This is a genomic window from Pantoea sp. X-Soil-OKNW-556 (genome assembly GCF_059730695.1).
The window spans coordinates 3,356,052-3,372,078 of the sequence record NZ_AP035990.1 but is presented as its reverse complement, the minus strand read 5'-3'; the positions used below and the strand labels follow the sequence as shown (position 1 = coordinate 3,372,078).

Below are 16,027 nucleotides of genomic sequence, written 5' to 3'. Positions count from 1 at the left end.
TGAATATGTCTGTGCTCAAGTATTCAACTGATATTCTACGTGAAGATATTCATATAAATGAAGCACATACGAAATTTCTCCATCATCGCTCATATCGACCACGGCAAATCGACGCTGTCAGACCGTTTGATTCAAATTTGTGGTGGCCTGAGCGATCGTGAGATGGCGGCGCAGGTTCTGGATTCAATGGATCTGGAGCGTGAACGCGGCATTACCATTAAGGCGCAGAGTGTAACGCTCGATTACAAAGCGCTGAACGGTGAAACTTACCAGCTCAATTTTATCGATACTCCCGGACACGTTGACTTCTCTTATGAAGTATCCCGCTCTCTGGCGGCCTGTGAAGGGGCGTTACTGGTGGTCGATGCAGGCCAGGGCGTAGAAGCACAGACGCTGGCGAACTGCTATACCGCCATGGAAATGGATCTGGAAGTGGTACCGGTATTGAACAAGATCGACCTGCCTGCGGCCGATCCGGAGCGCGTGGCGGAAGAGATTGAAGATATCGTCGGTATTGATGCGACTGACGCCGTACGCTGTTCAGCGAAGACCGGCGTGGGTGTTCCGGATGTGCTGGAACGCCTGGTGCGCGATATTCCGCCGCCGGAAGGCGATCCAGAAGGCCCATTGCAGGCGCTGATTATCGACTCATGGTTCGATAACTATCTTGGCGTTGTGTCACTGATTCGTATTAAGAACGGCACCCTGCGCAAAGGCGATAAAGTTAAAGTGATCAGCACCGGTCAGGTGTATAACGCCGATCGTCTGGGGATTTTCACCCCGAAACAGGTTGATCGTACCGAGCTGAAATGTGGCGAGGTAGGTTGGCTGGTTTGTGCAATCAAAGACATCCTTGGCGCACCGGTGGGCGATACCCTGACGCTGCAACGTAACCCGGCGGATAAAGCGCTGCCAGGCTTTAAAAAAGTGAAGCCGCAGGTCTATGCCGGTCTGTTCCCGGTCAGCTCTGATGATTATGAAGCTTTCCGCGATGCGCTGGGCAAACTGAGCCTGAACGATGCGTCACTGTTCTATGAGCCAGAAAGCTCCACGGCGTTGGGCTTTGGCTTCCGCTGTGGCTTCCTTGGCCTGCTGCATATGGAGATCATCCAGGAACGTCTGGAGCGTGAATACGATCTCGATCTGATCACCACCGCACCGACCGTGGTGTATGAAGTGGAAACCACAGATGGCGAAGTGGTGTATGTTGACAGCCCGTCTAAGCTGCCGCCGCTGAATAATATTGAAGAACTGCGTGAACCGATCGCCGAGTGTCATATGCTGCTGCCGCAGGAGTTCCTCGGCAACGTCATTACGCTCTGTATCGAGAAACGTGGTGTTCAGACAAATATGGTTTACCACGGTAACCAGGTTGCGCTGACTTACGAAATCCCGATGGCGGAAGTGGTTCTCGACTTCTTTGACCGTCTGAAATCAACGTCGCGCGGCTATGCTTCACTGGATTATAACTTCAAACGTTTCCAGGCCTCTGACATGGTGCGTGTCGACGTGCTGATCAACTCAGAACGTGTCGATGCGCTGGCGCTGATTACTCACCGTGATAACTCGCAATATCGTGGCCGTGAGCTGGTGGAAAAGATGAAAGATCTGATCCCACGCCAGCAGTTCGATATCGCGATTCAGGCAGCAATCGGCAACCACATTATCGCTCGCTCAACAGTCAAGCAGCTGCGTAAAAACGTTCTGGCGAAATGCTATGGCGGTGACGTTAGCCGTAAGAAAAAACTGTTGCAGAAGCAGAAGGAAGGTAAGAAGCGAATGAAGCAGGTCGGTAACGTTGAACTGCCGCAGGAAGCATTCCTTGCCATTCTGCATGTCGGTAAAGACAGCAAATAAGGAACCTCAATGGCTAATATGTTCGCCCTGATTCTGGCGATCGCGACGCTGGTAACGGGTGTTATCTGGTGTATTGATCGTTTTAAGTGGGCACCGGCGCGTCGTGCGAAGCAGGTTGCCGCACAGGCGCAGGCAGGTAATACGCTGGACAGCAAAACGCTGGCGAAAGTCTCTCCGCAACCCGGTTGGGTGGAAACCGCAGCGTCGGTTTTCCCGGTGCTGGCAGTGGTATTTATCGTTCGGTCATTCGTTTATGAGCCATTCCAGATCCCATCTGGTTCGATGATGCCGACTCTGCTGATCGGTGACTTTATCCTGGTGGAGAAATTTGCCTACGGCCTGAAAGATCCAATCACCCAAACGACGCTGATCCCGACCGGTCATCCACAGCGCGGCGACATCGCGGTATTCAAATACCCGAAGGATCCGAGCATGGATTACATCAAACGGGTAATTGGTCTGCCGGGCGACAAAGTGGTTTACGATCCATACAGCAAAACCCTGACGGTGAATCCGGGTTGTGGCAACGGAAAATGTGACACTGCGCTGCCAATCACCTATACCAATATCGAGCCAAGCAGCTTTATTCAGACCTTCAGCGGTTTTGATGGCAACGAAACCGGTAATGGTTTCTTCCAGGTACCGCAGGGCGAAACGATGCGCGGTGGCTTACGTCTTGGTACACGTAAAGAGACGTTGGGCAGCGTAACGCACGATATCCTGTTGGTTAACGAAGCACAGAGTCAGGCGAGCATGTATTACCAGCAGCCAGGCCAGCCTCAGTCGACCTGGATTGTGCCGCAGGGGCAATATTTCATGATGGGCGATAACCGTGATAACAGCGCCGACAGCCGCTACTGGGGCTTTGTACCCGAGCGCAACCTGGTCGGTAAAGCGGTCGCTATCTGGATGAGCTTTGAGAAACAAGAAGGACAGTGGCCTACCGGCGTGCGCTTAAGTCGCATTGGCGGTATTCACTGATAAACGGTTGGCTCCCTGTGGGGAGCCACTGCACACGAAACGGAACGTGTTGGAACCTCAGCCCTGTTTCGTATGCAGAGTGACAGAAGCACAAAAGAACTGGAATCGCATGAACCCCATCCTCATTAACAAGTTGCAGCGCAAACTGGGCTACACTTTTACTCATCCGGAATTGTTGCAACAGGCTCTGACTCACCGCAGCGCCAGCAGTAAACACAACGAGCGTCTTGAATTTCTTGGCGATTCAATTCTCAGCTATGTCATTGCTAATGCGCTGTATCACCGCTTTCCGCGGGTTGATGAAGGCGACATGAGCCGTATGCGTGCGACACTGGTACGTGGAAATACGTTGGCAGAAATGGCGCGTGAGTTTGATCTTGGCGAGTGTTTACGTCTGGGGCCAGGTGAACTGAAAAGCGGCGGCTTCCGTCGCGAATCGATTCTTGCTGATACGGTGGAAGCGCTGATTGGCGGCATTTTCCTCGACAGCAATATTCAGACCGTCGAAAAGCTAATTCTCGACTGGTATCAAACGCGGCTGGAACAGATCAGTCCGGGCGATAAACAAAAAGATCCAAAAACGCGCCTGCAAGAGTTTTTGCAGGGACGCCATCTGCCGCTGCCTTCATATCTGGTAGTGCAGGTGCGTGGTGAAGCCCACGACCAGGAATTTACCATTCACTGTCAGGTGAGTGGCATGGCTGAGCCGGTGGTGGGCGTAGGTTCCAGCCGCCGTAAAGCAGAACAGGCCGCCGCCGAACAGGCGTTGATTAAACTCGGCCTTGAATAGTCACATCGCAGCACCCTGACCGGTGCTGATTAAGTCAGGACTCGAATGAGCGAACACGAAACTTATTGCGGCTTTGTCGCGATTGTTGGCCGACCCAACGTCGGCAAATCCACCTTGCTGAACCAGTTGCTGGGGCAAAAGGTGTCGATCACCTCGCGTAAGCCGCAAACCACGCGTCACCGCATCATGGGTATCCATACTGAAGGGCCATACCAGGCTATCTATGTGGACACGCCCGGATTGCACATGGAAGAGAAGCGGGCGATTAACCGCCTGATGAACCGTGCTGCCAGCAGCTCCATCGGTGATGTTGAACTGGTAATTTTCGTGGTTGATGGCACACGCTGGACGCCAGATGACGAAATGGTGCTGAACAAGCTGCGTGACGGCAAAGTGCCGGTGGTACTGGCGGTGAACAAGGTGGATAACATCCAGGATAAAAGCATCCTGCTGCCACATCTCCAGTTCCTCGGTCAGCAGATGAACTTCACGGATATCGTCCCAATCTCGGCTGAGACGGGTAAAAACGTTGATACGATTGCGGCCATCGTGCGCAAGCGTCTGCCCAAAGCGGAACATCACTTCCCGGAAGAGTACATCACCGACCGTTCGCAGCGCTTTATGGCGTCCGAGATCATCCGTGAAAAACTGATGCGTTTCCTCGGTGCAGAGCTGCCGTATTCCGTTACCGTTGAGATTGAAAAGTTCGAGACTAACGAACGCGGTGGCTATGATATCAGCGGCCTGATTCTGGTCGAACGCGATGGTCAGAAGAAAATGGTGATTGGCAACAAAGGTGCCAAAATCAAAACCATTGGTATCGAAGCGCGTAGAGATATGGAAGAGATGTTCGAGGCCAAGGTTCACCTCGAACTGTGGGTGAAGGTGAAATCTGGCTGGGCGGATGACGAACGTGCGCTGCGCAGTCTGGGTTATGTAGACGACCTCTAACCGATGGAAGGCTGGCAACGCGCCTTTGTGCTGCATAGTCGCCCCTACAGCGAAACCAGCCTGCTGCTCGATCTGTTTAGCGAAAGCGAAGGGCGTGTGCGTGTCCTTGCCAAAGGCGCACGTTCACGTCGTTCACAACTCAAGGGGGCGTTACAACCTTTTACCCCCTTGCTGGTACGCTGGGGCGGGCGCGGCGAAGTCAAAACGCTGCGCAACGCTGAAGCGGTATCGCTGGCACTCCCCCTGAGTGGCATCACGCTCTACTGCGGTCTGTACGTCAATGAACTGCTGTCGCGGGTGCTGGAGCAGGAAATCCCTTTCTCTGACCTCTTCTTCGATTACCTGAATTGCATCCAGGCGCTTGCCGCCGTCAGCGGCACGCCGGAGCCAGCCTTGCGTCGTTTCGAACTGGCGCTGCTCGGACATCTGGGATACGGCGTTGATTTCCTGCACTGCGCGGGCAGTGGCGAAGCGGTGGATGATGGTATGACCTACAGCTACCGTGAAGAGAAAGGTTTCATTGCCAGCCTGGTGGTCAATCAACGTAGTTTTACCGGTCGCCAGTTGCGGGCGCTGTGGTCACGCGAGTTCCCTGATACCGATAGCCTGCGTGCTGCCAAACGCTTTACCCGAATGGCGCTGAAGCCCTATCTGGGTGGCAAACCGCTTAAGAGTCAGGAACTTTTTCGCCAGTTTGTACCGAAAAAGAAGCCGGATGCGTCGAGCGAATGATGCCAGTCCTGTTGCTACGCGGTACACTGTAAACTCACTAACCCTGGTTAAGGATTGTCATGGCTGAGTTGCTGTTAGGGGTCAACATTGACCACATCGCCACCGTACGTAACGCGCGTGGCACGAATTATCCCGATCCGGTGCAGGCTGCATTTATTTCTGAACAGGCGGGTGCGGATGGTATTACCGTACATCTGCGTGAAGATCGCCGTCATATCACCGATCGTGACGTCCGTATTCTGCGCGATACCATCCAGACGCGTATGAATCTGGAAATGGCGGTGACCGATGAGATGGTTGGCATTGCCTGTGACATCAAACCACACTTCTGCTGCCTGGTGCCGGAAAAACGTCAGGAAGTGACCACTGAAGGCGGTCTTGATGTGGCGGGTCAGCAGGACAAAATCAATGCTGCGGTTAAACAGCTGAGCGAGGCGGGGATTCTGGTGTCATTGTTTATCGATGCCGATCACCGCCAAATCGAAGCCGCCGTGGCGAGCGGTGCACCTTACATTGAAATTCACACCGGTGCGTATGCGGAAGCACCCGAAGGTCTGGCACGCGATGCGGAGCTGGAGCGTATTCGTAAAGCAGCCACCTTTGCAGCCAGTCTCGGCCTGAAAGTGAATGCCGGGCACGGTCTGACCTACCATAACGTGCTGCCGATTGCGGCGCTGCCGGAAATGCATGAACTGAATATCGGTCATGCCATTATTGGTCGTGCGGTGATGAGTGGTCTGGCTGAGGCGGTCAAAGAGATGAAGTTACTGATGCGGGAAGCGCGTCGTTAATGGCTATTCTCGGACTGGGCACCGATATTGTTGAAATCGAGCGCATTGCCGGGGTGATTGAACGTTCCGGCGACCGACTGGCGCGTCGTGTGCTGAGCGAAGCCGAGTGGCAGCAATATCAAACGCATCAGCAGCCAGTGCGTTTTCTGGCGAAGCGTTTTGCGGTGAAAGAAGCCGCAGCCAAAGCGTTTGGCACCGGCATCCGTGGTGGTCTGGCGTTCAATCAGTTTGAGGTTTATAACGATGCGCTGGGCAAACCGGGGTTGCGTTTTTTCCAGCATGCCGCTGACATTGCCCGTCAACTCGGGGTGCAGCATGTGCACGTCACGCTGGCGGATGAGCGCCATTACGCCTGTGCCACGGTGATTATCGAGAATTAGTGGTGTAGCTCCACAAATTTCTCCCACAGCGCCTCGCGGCTTTCGGGGTGCTGTGGATCGGGAATGATGGTGTTATCAATGGGGCACACGCTCAGGCACGTTGGTACATCATAATGACCGACACATTCGGTGCAGCGGTCGCTATCGATCTGGTAAATGGCATCCCCGAGGCTGATGGCCTGGTTAGGGCACTCCGGTTCGCACATGTCACAGTTGATACAACGCTGGGTAATCAGTAAAGCCATGATCTGTTGAAATTCTGGTTAATCGGTAGTAATAAGCCGCGCACCTTACCATAATTTAATCTTTGCCCCAATCTGAAGTCCGTTTTTTCTTCATCAGTTTTGCGCTAGCGCAAAACGCTGACATCTATTTAATTTCAGTGATAATGTGATGAATTTTACGGTAAGTTTTTATCAGGCGAATAATCTCAATGTTTTTTCATGTTTACTAATGAAAGCATAATGGGTGTTTTGAGTTAGCATCTGTGGCATCAAGGATGAGTTAGATGGATTGAAAATGGATGCCTCGACTGAATTAATCAGGCAGCGTCACGCTGGTGATAAGTCCCATATTGATTTAAGTTATATAACTCACTTTTATTGCAATCAGGAATCTATCGATTCCGTCTTATCGCTGTTGAAAGAGTATGAGACCTATCCAGATGGGTTATTGGATCGGGTTGAGTTTATTATTGTAGATGACGGCTCACCAATTGCCTACGATATTCCTGAGCTGAATATTAATTTCACCTGGTTGCGTATTACGACTGATATTAAATGGAATCAGGGTGGGGCACGTAATCTGGGGGTGGCCTATGCCAAATCTGATAAAATCTTATTATCGGATCTCGACCACGCTTTTCCGGCAGCCACTCTGACTTCTCTGGCGAACATGGCAAACCCGGGACGACGTTTCTACAAACTGTGTCGCAAGCGTGCGGATGGGACTTACTATAAAGGCCATGCCAATCTTTTTTTTATGAGCCGCGCCCGCTTCTTACGCTTTTATGGTTATGATGAAGAATATTGTGGTCACTATGGCGCAGAAGATTATCGATTTGTGAAATACCAGAAATATCAGGGTTCGCAACAACGTTATATGCCAAAGGATATTTGGTGTTATGAACGCTCTCTGGATAGAGCAAAAACCTACCACAGTTTAGAACGCGATTTATCGGTTAATACGCCCATCGATTTACGCAAGAAGCAGGAGTGTGACACTTTCGGCAAGGAATTTGGTCACAGTCGGCTGTTTCTTAATTTTAACTGGGTTAAAGTGAAAAGCCATTGCCGACAGTCAATCACGGCACCAAAAATAAGAAAATATTGGCGTCCCTTATGGTGGTGGCGTTGGTTATGCGCGTACGCAGCGCGATAGAAATAATCGAGCACCTTACTCGTAGCGGCGCGATTTATCGCGCTTTCTGACCACAACGTCAGAATCAAAAGCGCGATAAATTGCGCCGCTACATATCCGGCACGGTTTACACCAGTTTTTTCACCAATTCTTCGCTATGACGAATATGGCTGGAGGCGCGTTCCGGGTCGTTCTGCACCAACGCCATAAACAACAGGTCGGTCAGGGCGAGTTGGGCGCTGGTTGAGGAAATTGCCGCACTACGCGTACTTTGTTCCTCCGCAACGGTATACAGACAATGGGTAGCGCACTGCTGCAAGGTATTGGGGGTAAAGCCGGTAAATGCCAGCACATCCGCGCCGGTCTGGGCCGCTTCCTGCGCTGCCAGGTTGATTTCGCGCCGTTCACCGGTGTACGAGATGGCGAGCAACACATCCCCGGCAGTCATCGCCTGCACACTGGCAAGCAACGCATGCATATCCTGCTCGGCCACCGCGTTGATGCCAATTTTCATCAACTTCCACGAAAAATCTTTGGCGACCAAACCGGATGCACCAATTCCCACCAGCAGAATGCGATTGGCATTTTTCAGCAACTGCAATGTCTGAAGCAGCATCTCTTCACTGTTAATATCCAGCGTGGCGCGTATCGCCGAGATTTTCTCCGCCAACAGTTTTTCACCCACCACTTTCAGTGGGTCATCGCTGAGAATATGGTTGTGCACGGTGATGGCATCACGATCGGCCAGCGACTCACTCAGGGCCAGCTTTAATGCCGGAAAACCTTTATAGCCCAGTTTCTGGGCAAACTTGACCACGCTGGACTGGCTGACGCCGGATTCTTCCGCCAGTTTTTGCGAACTCAGATGCCGTGCGCGATCTGGCTGCGACAATAAAAAATCCGCCAAACGACGCTCGTTAAGCGCCAGGCGCGGATAAAGCTGACGAATCCGCAGCAATGAACTCATGTCCGATCCTTAATTCAGAACGTAAGGCGTTTTTAGTCTGATCCCGGCGACCAGGAATGTCGCATGACAGACTACCGACCAAGAGAATAAACTATTCAGCTGGCATTGTAGTCATTGGAATTAAAAATGACACTTTTCACCCCCGACCGCGGATGCTGGCTACACTGTAAGGCACATGCGGCAGAATACCAGGAGAGTAGGTTGACAAAGGGTACGCAACGACGCGTGGTGTTTTTTGATCTCGACGGCACGCTACATCAGCAGGATATGTTCGGTACGTTTATGCGTTATCTGCTGAGACATCAGCCGCTGAATCTTTTGCTGGTGCTGCCATTGTTGCCGGTGATCGGCGCAGGATTGCTGTGGAAAGGCCGTGCCGCACGTTGGCCGATGAGCTTGTTATTATGGGCGATCACCTTTGGCCACAGTGAAAAGCGTCTGTTGCAGCGCGAAGCCGAGTTTGCCGATTGGTTTCGTCAGCGCGTCACCGCATTTCCGGTGGTACAGCAACGCCTGACTGATTATCTCAGTAGCGATGATGCGGATGTCTGGTTAATCACCGGCTCCCCCCAATCGCTGGTGGAGCAGGTCTATTTCGATTCGTCATTTCTGCCGCGTGTGCAGCTGATTGCCAGTCAGATGAAACCAGGCCGTGGTGGACGGGTGCTGGCGATGCGTTGTCTGGGGCATGAAAAAGTGGCGCAGCTGGAGGAGAAAATCGGTACACCTCTCCAGTTATACAGTGGCTACAGCGACAGCAAACAGGACAACCCGCTGTTGTTCTTTTGTCAGCACCGCTGGCGTGTCACCCCGCAGGGTAACCTGCAACAACTGGAATAACCCATCGTTTCCGTTATAATGCGCCGCCTTTACAACCCGCAGGAGCTGCCCGGTGAACCCACAGACAGATGAATACTGGATGCGTCACGCGTTGCGTCTCGCACGGCTGGCGTGGGAGCAGGGTGAAGTGCCGGTTGGCGCGGTTCTGGTGCAGGGCGATACGGTGATTGGTGAAGGCTGGAACCGACCTATTGGTCAGCATGATCCTACGGCACATGCGGAAATCATGGCGCTACGTCAGGGCGGCAAAGTGCTGGAAAACTATCGCCTGCTGGATACTACCTTATACGTCACGCTTGAACCCTGCGTAATGTGTGCCGGGGCGATGGTACACAGCCGGATTACCCGGCTGGTCTATGGCGCAAAAGATGAAAAAACCGGTGCTGCGGGTTCACTGCTGGATGTGATTGGTCATCCCGGGATGAACCACCAGATTCAGATCGATTCTGGTGTGTTGGCGGAGGAGTGCGCAGCGATGCTGAGTGACTTTTTCCGCATGCGCCGCGAGCAAAAGAAAGCACTGCGCCAGGCGCAGCGCGACGCCGGTTAATTCATCGCAATTTTGGGTTCGACTGCCGGGTAACCGGCCCCCAGTTCTGCTTCCATAGCGGATTGTTGTGCCAGCCGCTTCTCCTGTTCCTGTAAGTAACCCTCAAGGCTTATCTGATACTTACGGATATTCTCGACGTAATTGTACGCCTCATGGCCGCGCGCATAGCCGTAGGTGGTCTGGGCGTAGTAACGTTTCTGGCTCAGCATCGGTAAACGCAACTTCACGTCAGCCCAACTGTCCGGGTTGCCGCCTTGTTTGGCGGTCAGCTTACGTGCATCCAGCATATGAGCGTAACCCATGTTATAGGCAGCCAGCGCAAACCAGATACGTTCATCGTCCGGGATGGTCGTGGGGACCTTTTCAATCATTCGTTGCAGATATTCGCTGCCGCCACGAATGCTTTGCTCGGGGTCAAGCCGATCGGCAACGTCGAGGCTATCGGCGGTATTGCGCGTCAGCATCATCATACCGCGTACGCCGGTAGGCGAGGTTGCCTGCGGATTCCAGTGCGACTCCTGATAAGAGATAGCTGCCAGTAAGCGCCAGTCGATGCTGGAAGCATACTTTTCAAATAACGGCTTAATATCCGGCAACGTGTTGTCGATGGCACGCAGGAAGGTGCGGGTATCGACATAATCAAAGGTGCCGACGTGACCGAGGTACTTCTCTTCCAGTCGCGCCATCGTGCCTTCTTCACCCATCTGGCTATAGAAGTCGAGCATCGCCGCGTTCAGGCTGTCATCCTGCTCATCGCGTGGCAGATACCAGGTGACCGGTTCTTCGTCGGTGATATCAAAGGCGACCGCCAGCTGGGGATGGATGCGTTGCAGCAGGCCGATCGTGACAGAATCCCCCACGGTGTAATCCAGCTTGCCATCCGCCACGGCTTCCAGCAGCGCTTTTTGCCCCTGATCGGCAGCAATTGACCAATCGAGATCGGGATAATGGTCAGCTTTAGCGGAACGCAAAGTTGACAGGTACGCCGATCCGGACTGCACAACCAGCCGGCCTTTCAGGTCACCGAGATTTTTAGGTCGCGGCTTATCAATGCGGTACACCAGCTGTTGCGATACCGAATAATAACTCGGTCCGGTCTGATAACGGGCGATGCGATCGTTGTTGTAGATCAGGCCCGCCGCCAGCAAATCCGCTTTACCATCATCGAGATCGTCAAACAGGTCACCGAGGTTCGGACGTACCGTTACCTCAAGTTTGACGCCCAGATAATCGGCGAAGCGTTTCGCCAGCTCGTAGTCCATACCGGCTGGTGCATTATTGACGGTGTAGTATGTCAGCGGGGAGTTAACGGTACTGATGCGCAGCACTCCCCGTGATTTGATCTGCGATATCGCGTCTTTACCACCCCCGTACCAGGGGATCGAAGGCCACAGTGCCAGCGCAAGCAGCACGGTGATCAGACCGATGAACAGATAGTTTAATTTCAGGCGTTTCAAATAGTTGTCTCTCGCTGGCTCTAAGGCCTCTGTCTTTAATAGGCAGTATTGATCTTCTTTGAACTCCCAGAGCGAAGGGCATTTTGCGCAACAAAGTGAGTCGGAGCAACTTATATAGCAAGATTTGCGCAATTTTCAGGCAAATACTAAGACTCATAAATTCTGCGCAAACGGTTTCGTAACCGGTGCCGTTTCTCTATAATACGCCCCGTTTTCCCTGTTGCGCCCAATGAAGCGTCGCCCGGCGCTTCGAAGACGAGAGATCTTTAATGATGGAAATTCTGCGTGGTTCGCCCGCCCTGTCGGCATTTCGTGTAAACAAACTGCTGACCCGCTTTCAGGACGCTCATCTGCCGGTGAGTGATATTTACGCCGAGTACGTCCATTTTGCCGATGTCAGCGCGCCGCTGAGTGCGGATGAAAAAGCCCGCCTGCAACGTCTGCTGAAATACGGTCCGTCTCTCGCCGAGCATGCGCCACAAGGGCGTCTGTTGCTGGTGACGCCGCGTCCAGGCACCATTTCACCCTGGTCTTCCAAAGCGACCGATATCGCTCACAACTGCGATCTGCCGCAGGTGCTCCGTCTGGAGCGCGGTATGGCGTTCTACGTACAGGCACCTGAACTGACCGAAGCACAGTGGCAAACCCTCGCCAGCCTGCTGCATGACCGCATGATGGAGACGGTGTATGGCGATCTCAACGATGCGCAGCAGCTGTTTGTGCACCATGAACCGCAACCGCTGAAAAGCGTGGATGTGCTGGGTGGTGGTCGTCAGGCGCTGGAGCAGGCCAACACGACGCTGGGGCTGGCACTGGCCGATGACGAAATCGACTATCTGCTGGATGCCTTCACTAAACTGGGCCGCAACCCGAACGACATTGAACTCTATATGTTCGCGCAGGCGAACTCAGAGCATTGCCGTCACAAAATTTTCAACGCCGACTGGATTATCGACGGTGAAAAACAGCCGAAGTCGCTGTTTAAAATGATCAAAAACACCTTCGAACAAACCCCGGATCATGTGCTGTCTGCTTATAAAGACAACGCAGCGGTGATGGAAGGTTCTGAAGTCGGCCGCTACTACGCCGATGCTGAAAAAGGTGAATACAACTTCCATCAGGAAGAAGCCCATATCCTGATGAAAGTAGAAACCCATAACCACCCGACGGCGATTTCGCCGTGGCCGGGTGCCGCGACCGGTTCCGGTGGCGAAATCCGTGACGAAGGTGCAACCGGTCGTGGCGCGAAGCCAAAAGCGGGCCTGGTGGGCTTCTCCGTTTCCAACCTGCGTATTCCGGGCTTTGAACAGCCGTGGGAAGAAGATTTCGGTAAACCAGACCGTATCGTCACCGCGCTGGATATCATGACCGAAGGCCCGTTGGGTGGCGCAGCATTTAACAACGAATTCGGTCGTCCGGCTCTGAACGGCTACTTCCGTACGTATGAAGAACGCGTTAACAGCCACAACGGTGAAGAGCTGCGTGGCTACCACAAGCCCATCATGCTGGCGGGCGGTATTGGTAATATCCGTGCCGACCATGTCCAGAAAGGCGAGATCGTTGTTGGTGCCAAGCTGATTGTATTGGGTGGCCCGGCGATGAACATCGGTCTGGGTGGTGGTGCGGCATCGTCGATGGCTTCTGGCCAGTCTGATGCCGACCTCGACTTCGCTTCCGTTCAGCGTGACAACCCGGAAATGGAACGTCGCTGCCAGGAAGTGATCGACCGCTGCTGGCAGTTGGGTGAAGCTAACCCGATTCTGTTTATCCACGACGTTGGCGCGGGCGGTCTGTCTAACGCCATGCCAGAGCTGGTGAGCGACGGTGGCCGTGGTGGACGCTTCAATCTGCGTGATGTGCTGAGCGATGAGCCAGGCATGAGCCCGCTGGAAGTGTGGTGTAACGAATCGCAGGAACGTTATGTGCTGGCGGTTGCGCCGGACAAATTGCCGCTGTTTGATGAACTGTGCAAACGCGAGCGCGCACCTTACGCGGTGATTGGTGAAGCCACTGAAGAACAGCATCTGAGCCTCGCCGACAGCCATTTCGATAACAAACCGATCGACATGCCGCTCGACGTGCTGCTGGGTAAAACGCCGAAGATGACGCGTGACGTAGTCCGTCAGCAGGCACAAGGCGAAGCGTTGCAGCGTGACGGCATCACGATTGCCGATGCGGTAAACCGCGTGCTGCACCTGCCGACCGTGGCCGAGAAAACCTTCCTTGTCACCATTGGCGACCGTACCGTGACCGGTATGGTGGCGCGTGACCAGATGGTTGGTCCGTGGCAGATCCCGGTTGCTAACTGTGCAGTGACGACGGCCAGCCTCGACAGTTACTACGGTGAAGCTTTCGCCCTGGGCGAACGCGCGCCAGTGGCGTTGCTCGACTTCGCAGCTTCGGGCCGTCTGGCGGTGGGTGAAGCGCTGACTAACCTGGCGGCCACGGCAATCGGTTCGCTGAAGCGCGTTAAGCTCTCTGCGAACTGGATGTCGGCTGCTGGTCATCCGGGTGAAGATGCCGGTCTGTATGAAGCGGTGAAAGCGGTGGGTGAAGAACTTTGCCCGGCGCTGGGTATCACCATCCCGGTGGGTAAAGACTCCATGTCGATGAAAACCCGCTGGCAGCAAGGCAATGAACAACGCGAAATGACTTCACCGCTGTCGCTGGTGATCACCGCGTTTGCCCGCGTTGAAGACGTGCGTCGTACCGTCACCCCGCAGCTACAGGCGGACAAAGACAACCTGCTGTTACTGGTGGACCTCGGCAACGGTGCCAACACCCTGGGCGCGACGGCGCTGTCACAGGTTTATCGTCAACTGGGCGACAAACCGGCCGACGTGCGCGATGCACAGCAACTGGCTGGCTTCTTCAACGCCATTCAGGCGCTGGTGGCACAGCAGAAACTGCTGGCCTACCATGACCGTTCCGACGGCGGTCTGCTGGTGACGCTGGCTGAGATGGCGTTTACCGGCCACTGCGGTGTTGAGGCGGATATCGCCGCACTGGGCAGCGATGCTCTGGCCGCGCTGTTTACCGAAGAGTTGGGTGCGGTGGTTCAGATCAATGCAGCCGATCGCGATGCAGTGCTGAAGACCTTCGCTGACCACGGTCTGGCGACCAACGTACATGTGATTGGTCAGGCGCTGCCGGGCGATCGCTTTGTTATCCGTTCTGGTGAGCACGCGGTGTACAGCGAAAGCCGTACCACGCTGCGTACCTGGTGGGCAGAAACTACCTGGCAGATGCAACGCCTGCGTGATAACCCCGCCTGTGCCGATCAGGAACACGACGCGAAGAAAAACGACAACGATCCGGGCCTGAACGTCCATCTGACCTTCAAACCAGAAGAAGATGTGGCAGCACCGATGATCGCCACCGGTGCACGCCCACGCGTCGCCGTGCTGCGTGAGCAGGGTGTGAACTCGCACGTTGAAATGGCAGCCGCGTTCCATCGTGCTGGTTTCACCGCCGTTGACGTCCATATGAGCGATCTGCTGGCGGGCCGTCGCGGTCTGGAAGAGTTTCACGCGCTGGTGGCTTGTGGCGGCTTCTCCTACGGTGACGTACTGGGTGCCGGTGAAGGCTGGGCGAAATCGATTCTGTTCAACAGCCGCGTGCGCGATGAGTTTGAAAACTTCTTCCATCGTCCACAGACGCTGGCGCTGGGCGTGTGTAACGGTTGCCAGATGATGTCCAACCTGCGCGAGCTGGTGCCGGGCAGCGAACTGTGGCCACGCTTTGTACGTAACCAGTCAGAACGTTTTGAAGCGCGCTTCAGCCTGGTGGAAGTTGCTGCCAGCCCGTCGCTGCTGCTGGATGGTATGGCCGGTTCGCGTATGCCGATCGCCGTGTCGCACGGTGAAGGTTTTGTTGAAGTGCGTGATGGTGCCCATCTGGCCGCGCTGGAAAGCAAAGGTCTGGTGGCGCTGCGCTTCGTCGACAACTTCGGTAAGGTGACGGAAACCTATCCGGCCAACCCGAATGGCTCGCCGAACGGTATCACCGCCGTGACCAACGAAAGCGGTCGCGTCACCATTATGATGCCGCATCCGGAGCGCGTATTCCGTACCGTGAGCAATTCCTGGCACCCGGCAGAGTGGGGCGAGGACAGCCCGTGGATGCGTATTTTCCGCAACGCACGTAAGCAGTTGGGTTAACCGCACCGCTTGTAGCAGCGCAATTTATCGCGCATCAGGGGCGTCCATCAGGGCGCCCTTTTTTATTGAATGTCGGAAAATGGCGACACCGCTACGGTTATCATGTCGTCAAAAGGTGACATTTAACTCATTGATATTATTAGTGGTAATTTTTGCCCCTGAAACCCGTTGCTAATTAGCGACACTTTACCGGACCGGACGGTAAAAATTTC

The 16,027-nt window shown here is 54.2% G+C and carries 14 protein-coding genes; 11 read left to right on the top strand and 3 right to left on the bottom strand.

The window, feature by feature from the left end:
• Window positions 1-57 precede the first annotated feature (57 nt).
• The 7 genes from lepA to acpS all read left to right on the top strand — a co-directional run bounded on the left by lepA (window position 58) and on the right by acpS (window position 6,482).
• Window positions 58-1,857 carry a translation elongation factor 4 gene (lepA, locus tag AC6I8T_RS15750; RefSeq protein ID WP_021184386.1) on the top strand — a complete coding sequence of 600 codons (1,800 nt, stop codon included), beginning with the start codon at window positions 58-60 and terminating at the stop codon, window positions 1,855-1,857.
• A 9-nt stretch (window positions 1,858-1,866) separates the two neighbouring features.
• On the top strand, window positions 1,867-2,838 hold the full coding sequence (lepB, locus tag AC6I8T_RS15745) for a signal peptidase I (protein WP_021184385.1): 972 nt from the start codon (window positions 1,867-1,869) through the stop codon (window positions 2,836-2,838).
• A gap of 109 nt (window positions 2,839-2,947) precedes the next feature.
• Window positions 2,948-3,628, top strand: coding sequence for a ribonuclease III (gene rnc, locus AC6I8T_RS15740; protein ID WP_021184384.1), 681 nt, complete (start codon window positions 2,948-2,950; stop codon window positions 3,626-3,628).
• A 45-nt stretch (window positions 3,629-3,673) separates the two neighbouring features.
• Entirely contained in the window at window positions 3,674-4,579 is a 906-nt protein-coding gene (gene era / locus AC6I8T_RS15735) for a GTPase Era (protein ID WP_021184383.1), read from the top strand.
• 3 nt (window positions 4,580-4,582) lie between these two features.
• The gene (gene recO, locus AC6I8T_RS15730; RefSeq protein ID WP_208723791.1) at window positions 4,583-5,311 is read left to right on the top strand and encodes a DNA repair protein RecO; all 729 of its coding nucleotides are present in this window, start codon (window positions 4,583-4,585) and stop codon (window positions 5,309-5,311) included.
• Between the two features lie 59 nt (window positions 5,312-5,370).
• Window positions 5,371-6,102, top strand: coding sequence for a pyridoxine 5'-phosphate synthase (gene pdxJ / locus AC6I8T_RS15725; protein WP_021184381.1), 732 nt, complete (start codon window positions 5,371-5,373; stop codon window positions 6,100-6,102).
• The gene (acpS, locus tag AC6I8T_RS15720) at window positions 6,102-6,482 is read left to right on the top strand and encodes a holo-ACP synthase (RefSeq protein WP_021184380.1); all 381 of its coding nucleotides are present in this window, start codon (window positions 6,102-6,104) and stop codon (window positions 6,480-6,482) included. Before pdxJ ends, acpS begins: the two co-directional genes overlap by 1 nt.
• Here acpS and AC6I8T_RS15715 read toward each other — a convergent pair.
• Entirely contained in the window at window positions 6,479-6,727 is a 249-nt protein-coding gene (locus AC6I8T_RS15715; protein ID WP_208723793.1) for a YfhL family 4Fe-4S dicluster ferredoxin, read from the bottom strand. The genes acpS and AC6I8T_RS15715 overlap by 4 nt on opposite strands.
• A 274-nt stretch (window positions 6,728-7,001) precedes the next feature.
• Between AC6I8T_RS15715 and AC6I8T_RS15710 the strand changes: the two genes are divergently transcribed.
• Window positions 7,002-7,862, top strand: coding sequence for a glycosyltransferase family A protein (locus AC6I8T_RS15710; protein ID WP_208723794.1), 861 nt, complete (start codon window positions 7,002-7,004; stop codon window positions 7,860-7,862).
• 106 nt (window positions 7,863-7,968) lie between these two features.
• Here the strand turns inward: AC6I8T_RS15710 and AC6I8T_RS15705 are convergent, their stop codons facing one another.
• Window positions 7,969-8,808, bottom strand: a complete 840-nt coding sequence (locus AC6I8T_RS15705) for a MurR/RpiR family transcriptional regulator (protein WP_021184377.1) — start codon at window positions 8,806-8,808, stop codon at window positions 7,969-7,971.
• A 201-nt stretch (window positions 8,809-9,009) separates the two neighbouring features.
• On the opposite strand from AC6I8T_RS15705, the gene yfhb reads away from it, so the two are divergent.
• Both yfhb and tadA read left to right on the top strand, forming a co-directional pair.
• Window positions 9,010-9,648 (top strand): phosphatidylglycerophosphatase C, encoded by a 639-nt coding sequence (gene yfhb, locus AC6I8T_RS15700; protein WP_208723795.1) that lies wholly within the window; start codon window positions 9,010-9,012, stop codon window positions 9,646-9,648.
• A gap of 52 nt (window positions 9,649-9,700) precedes the next feature.
• Complete coding sequence (tadA, locus tag AC6I8T_RS15695; RefSeq protein WP_021184375.1) at window positions 9,701-10,198, top strand: tRNA adenosine(34) deaminase TadA; 498 nt, start codon at window positions 9,701-9,703, stop codon at window positions 10,196-10,198.
• On the opposite strand, the gene mltF is transcribed toward tadA, so the two are convergent.
• Entirely contained in the window at window positions 10,195-11,655 is a 1,461-nt protein-coding gene (gene mltF, locus AC6I8T_RS15690) for a membrane-bound lytic murein transglycosylase MltF (RefSeq protein WP_021184374.1), read from the bottom strand. The two genes, tadA and mltF, sit on opposite strands and share 4 nt — an antisense overlap.
• Before the next feature lie 269 nt (window positions 11,656-11,924).
• Here mltF and purL point away from each other — a divergent pair, with 269 nt between their 5' ends.
• Complete coding sequence (gene purL / locus AC6I8T_RS15685) at window positions 11,925-15,815, top strand: phosphoribosylformylglycinamidine synthase (RefSeq protein WP_497834105.1); 3,891 nt, start codon at window positions 11,925-11,927, stop codon at window positions 15,813-15,815.
• Window positions 15,816-16,027: the final 212 nt, after the last annotated feature.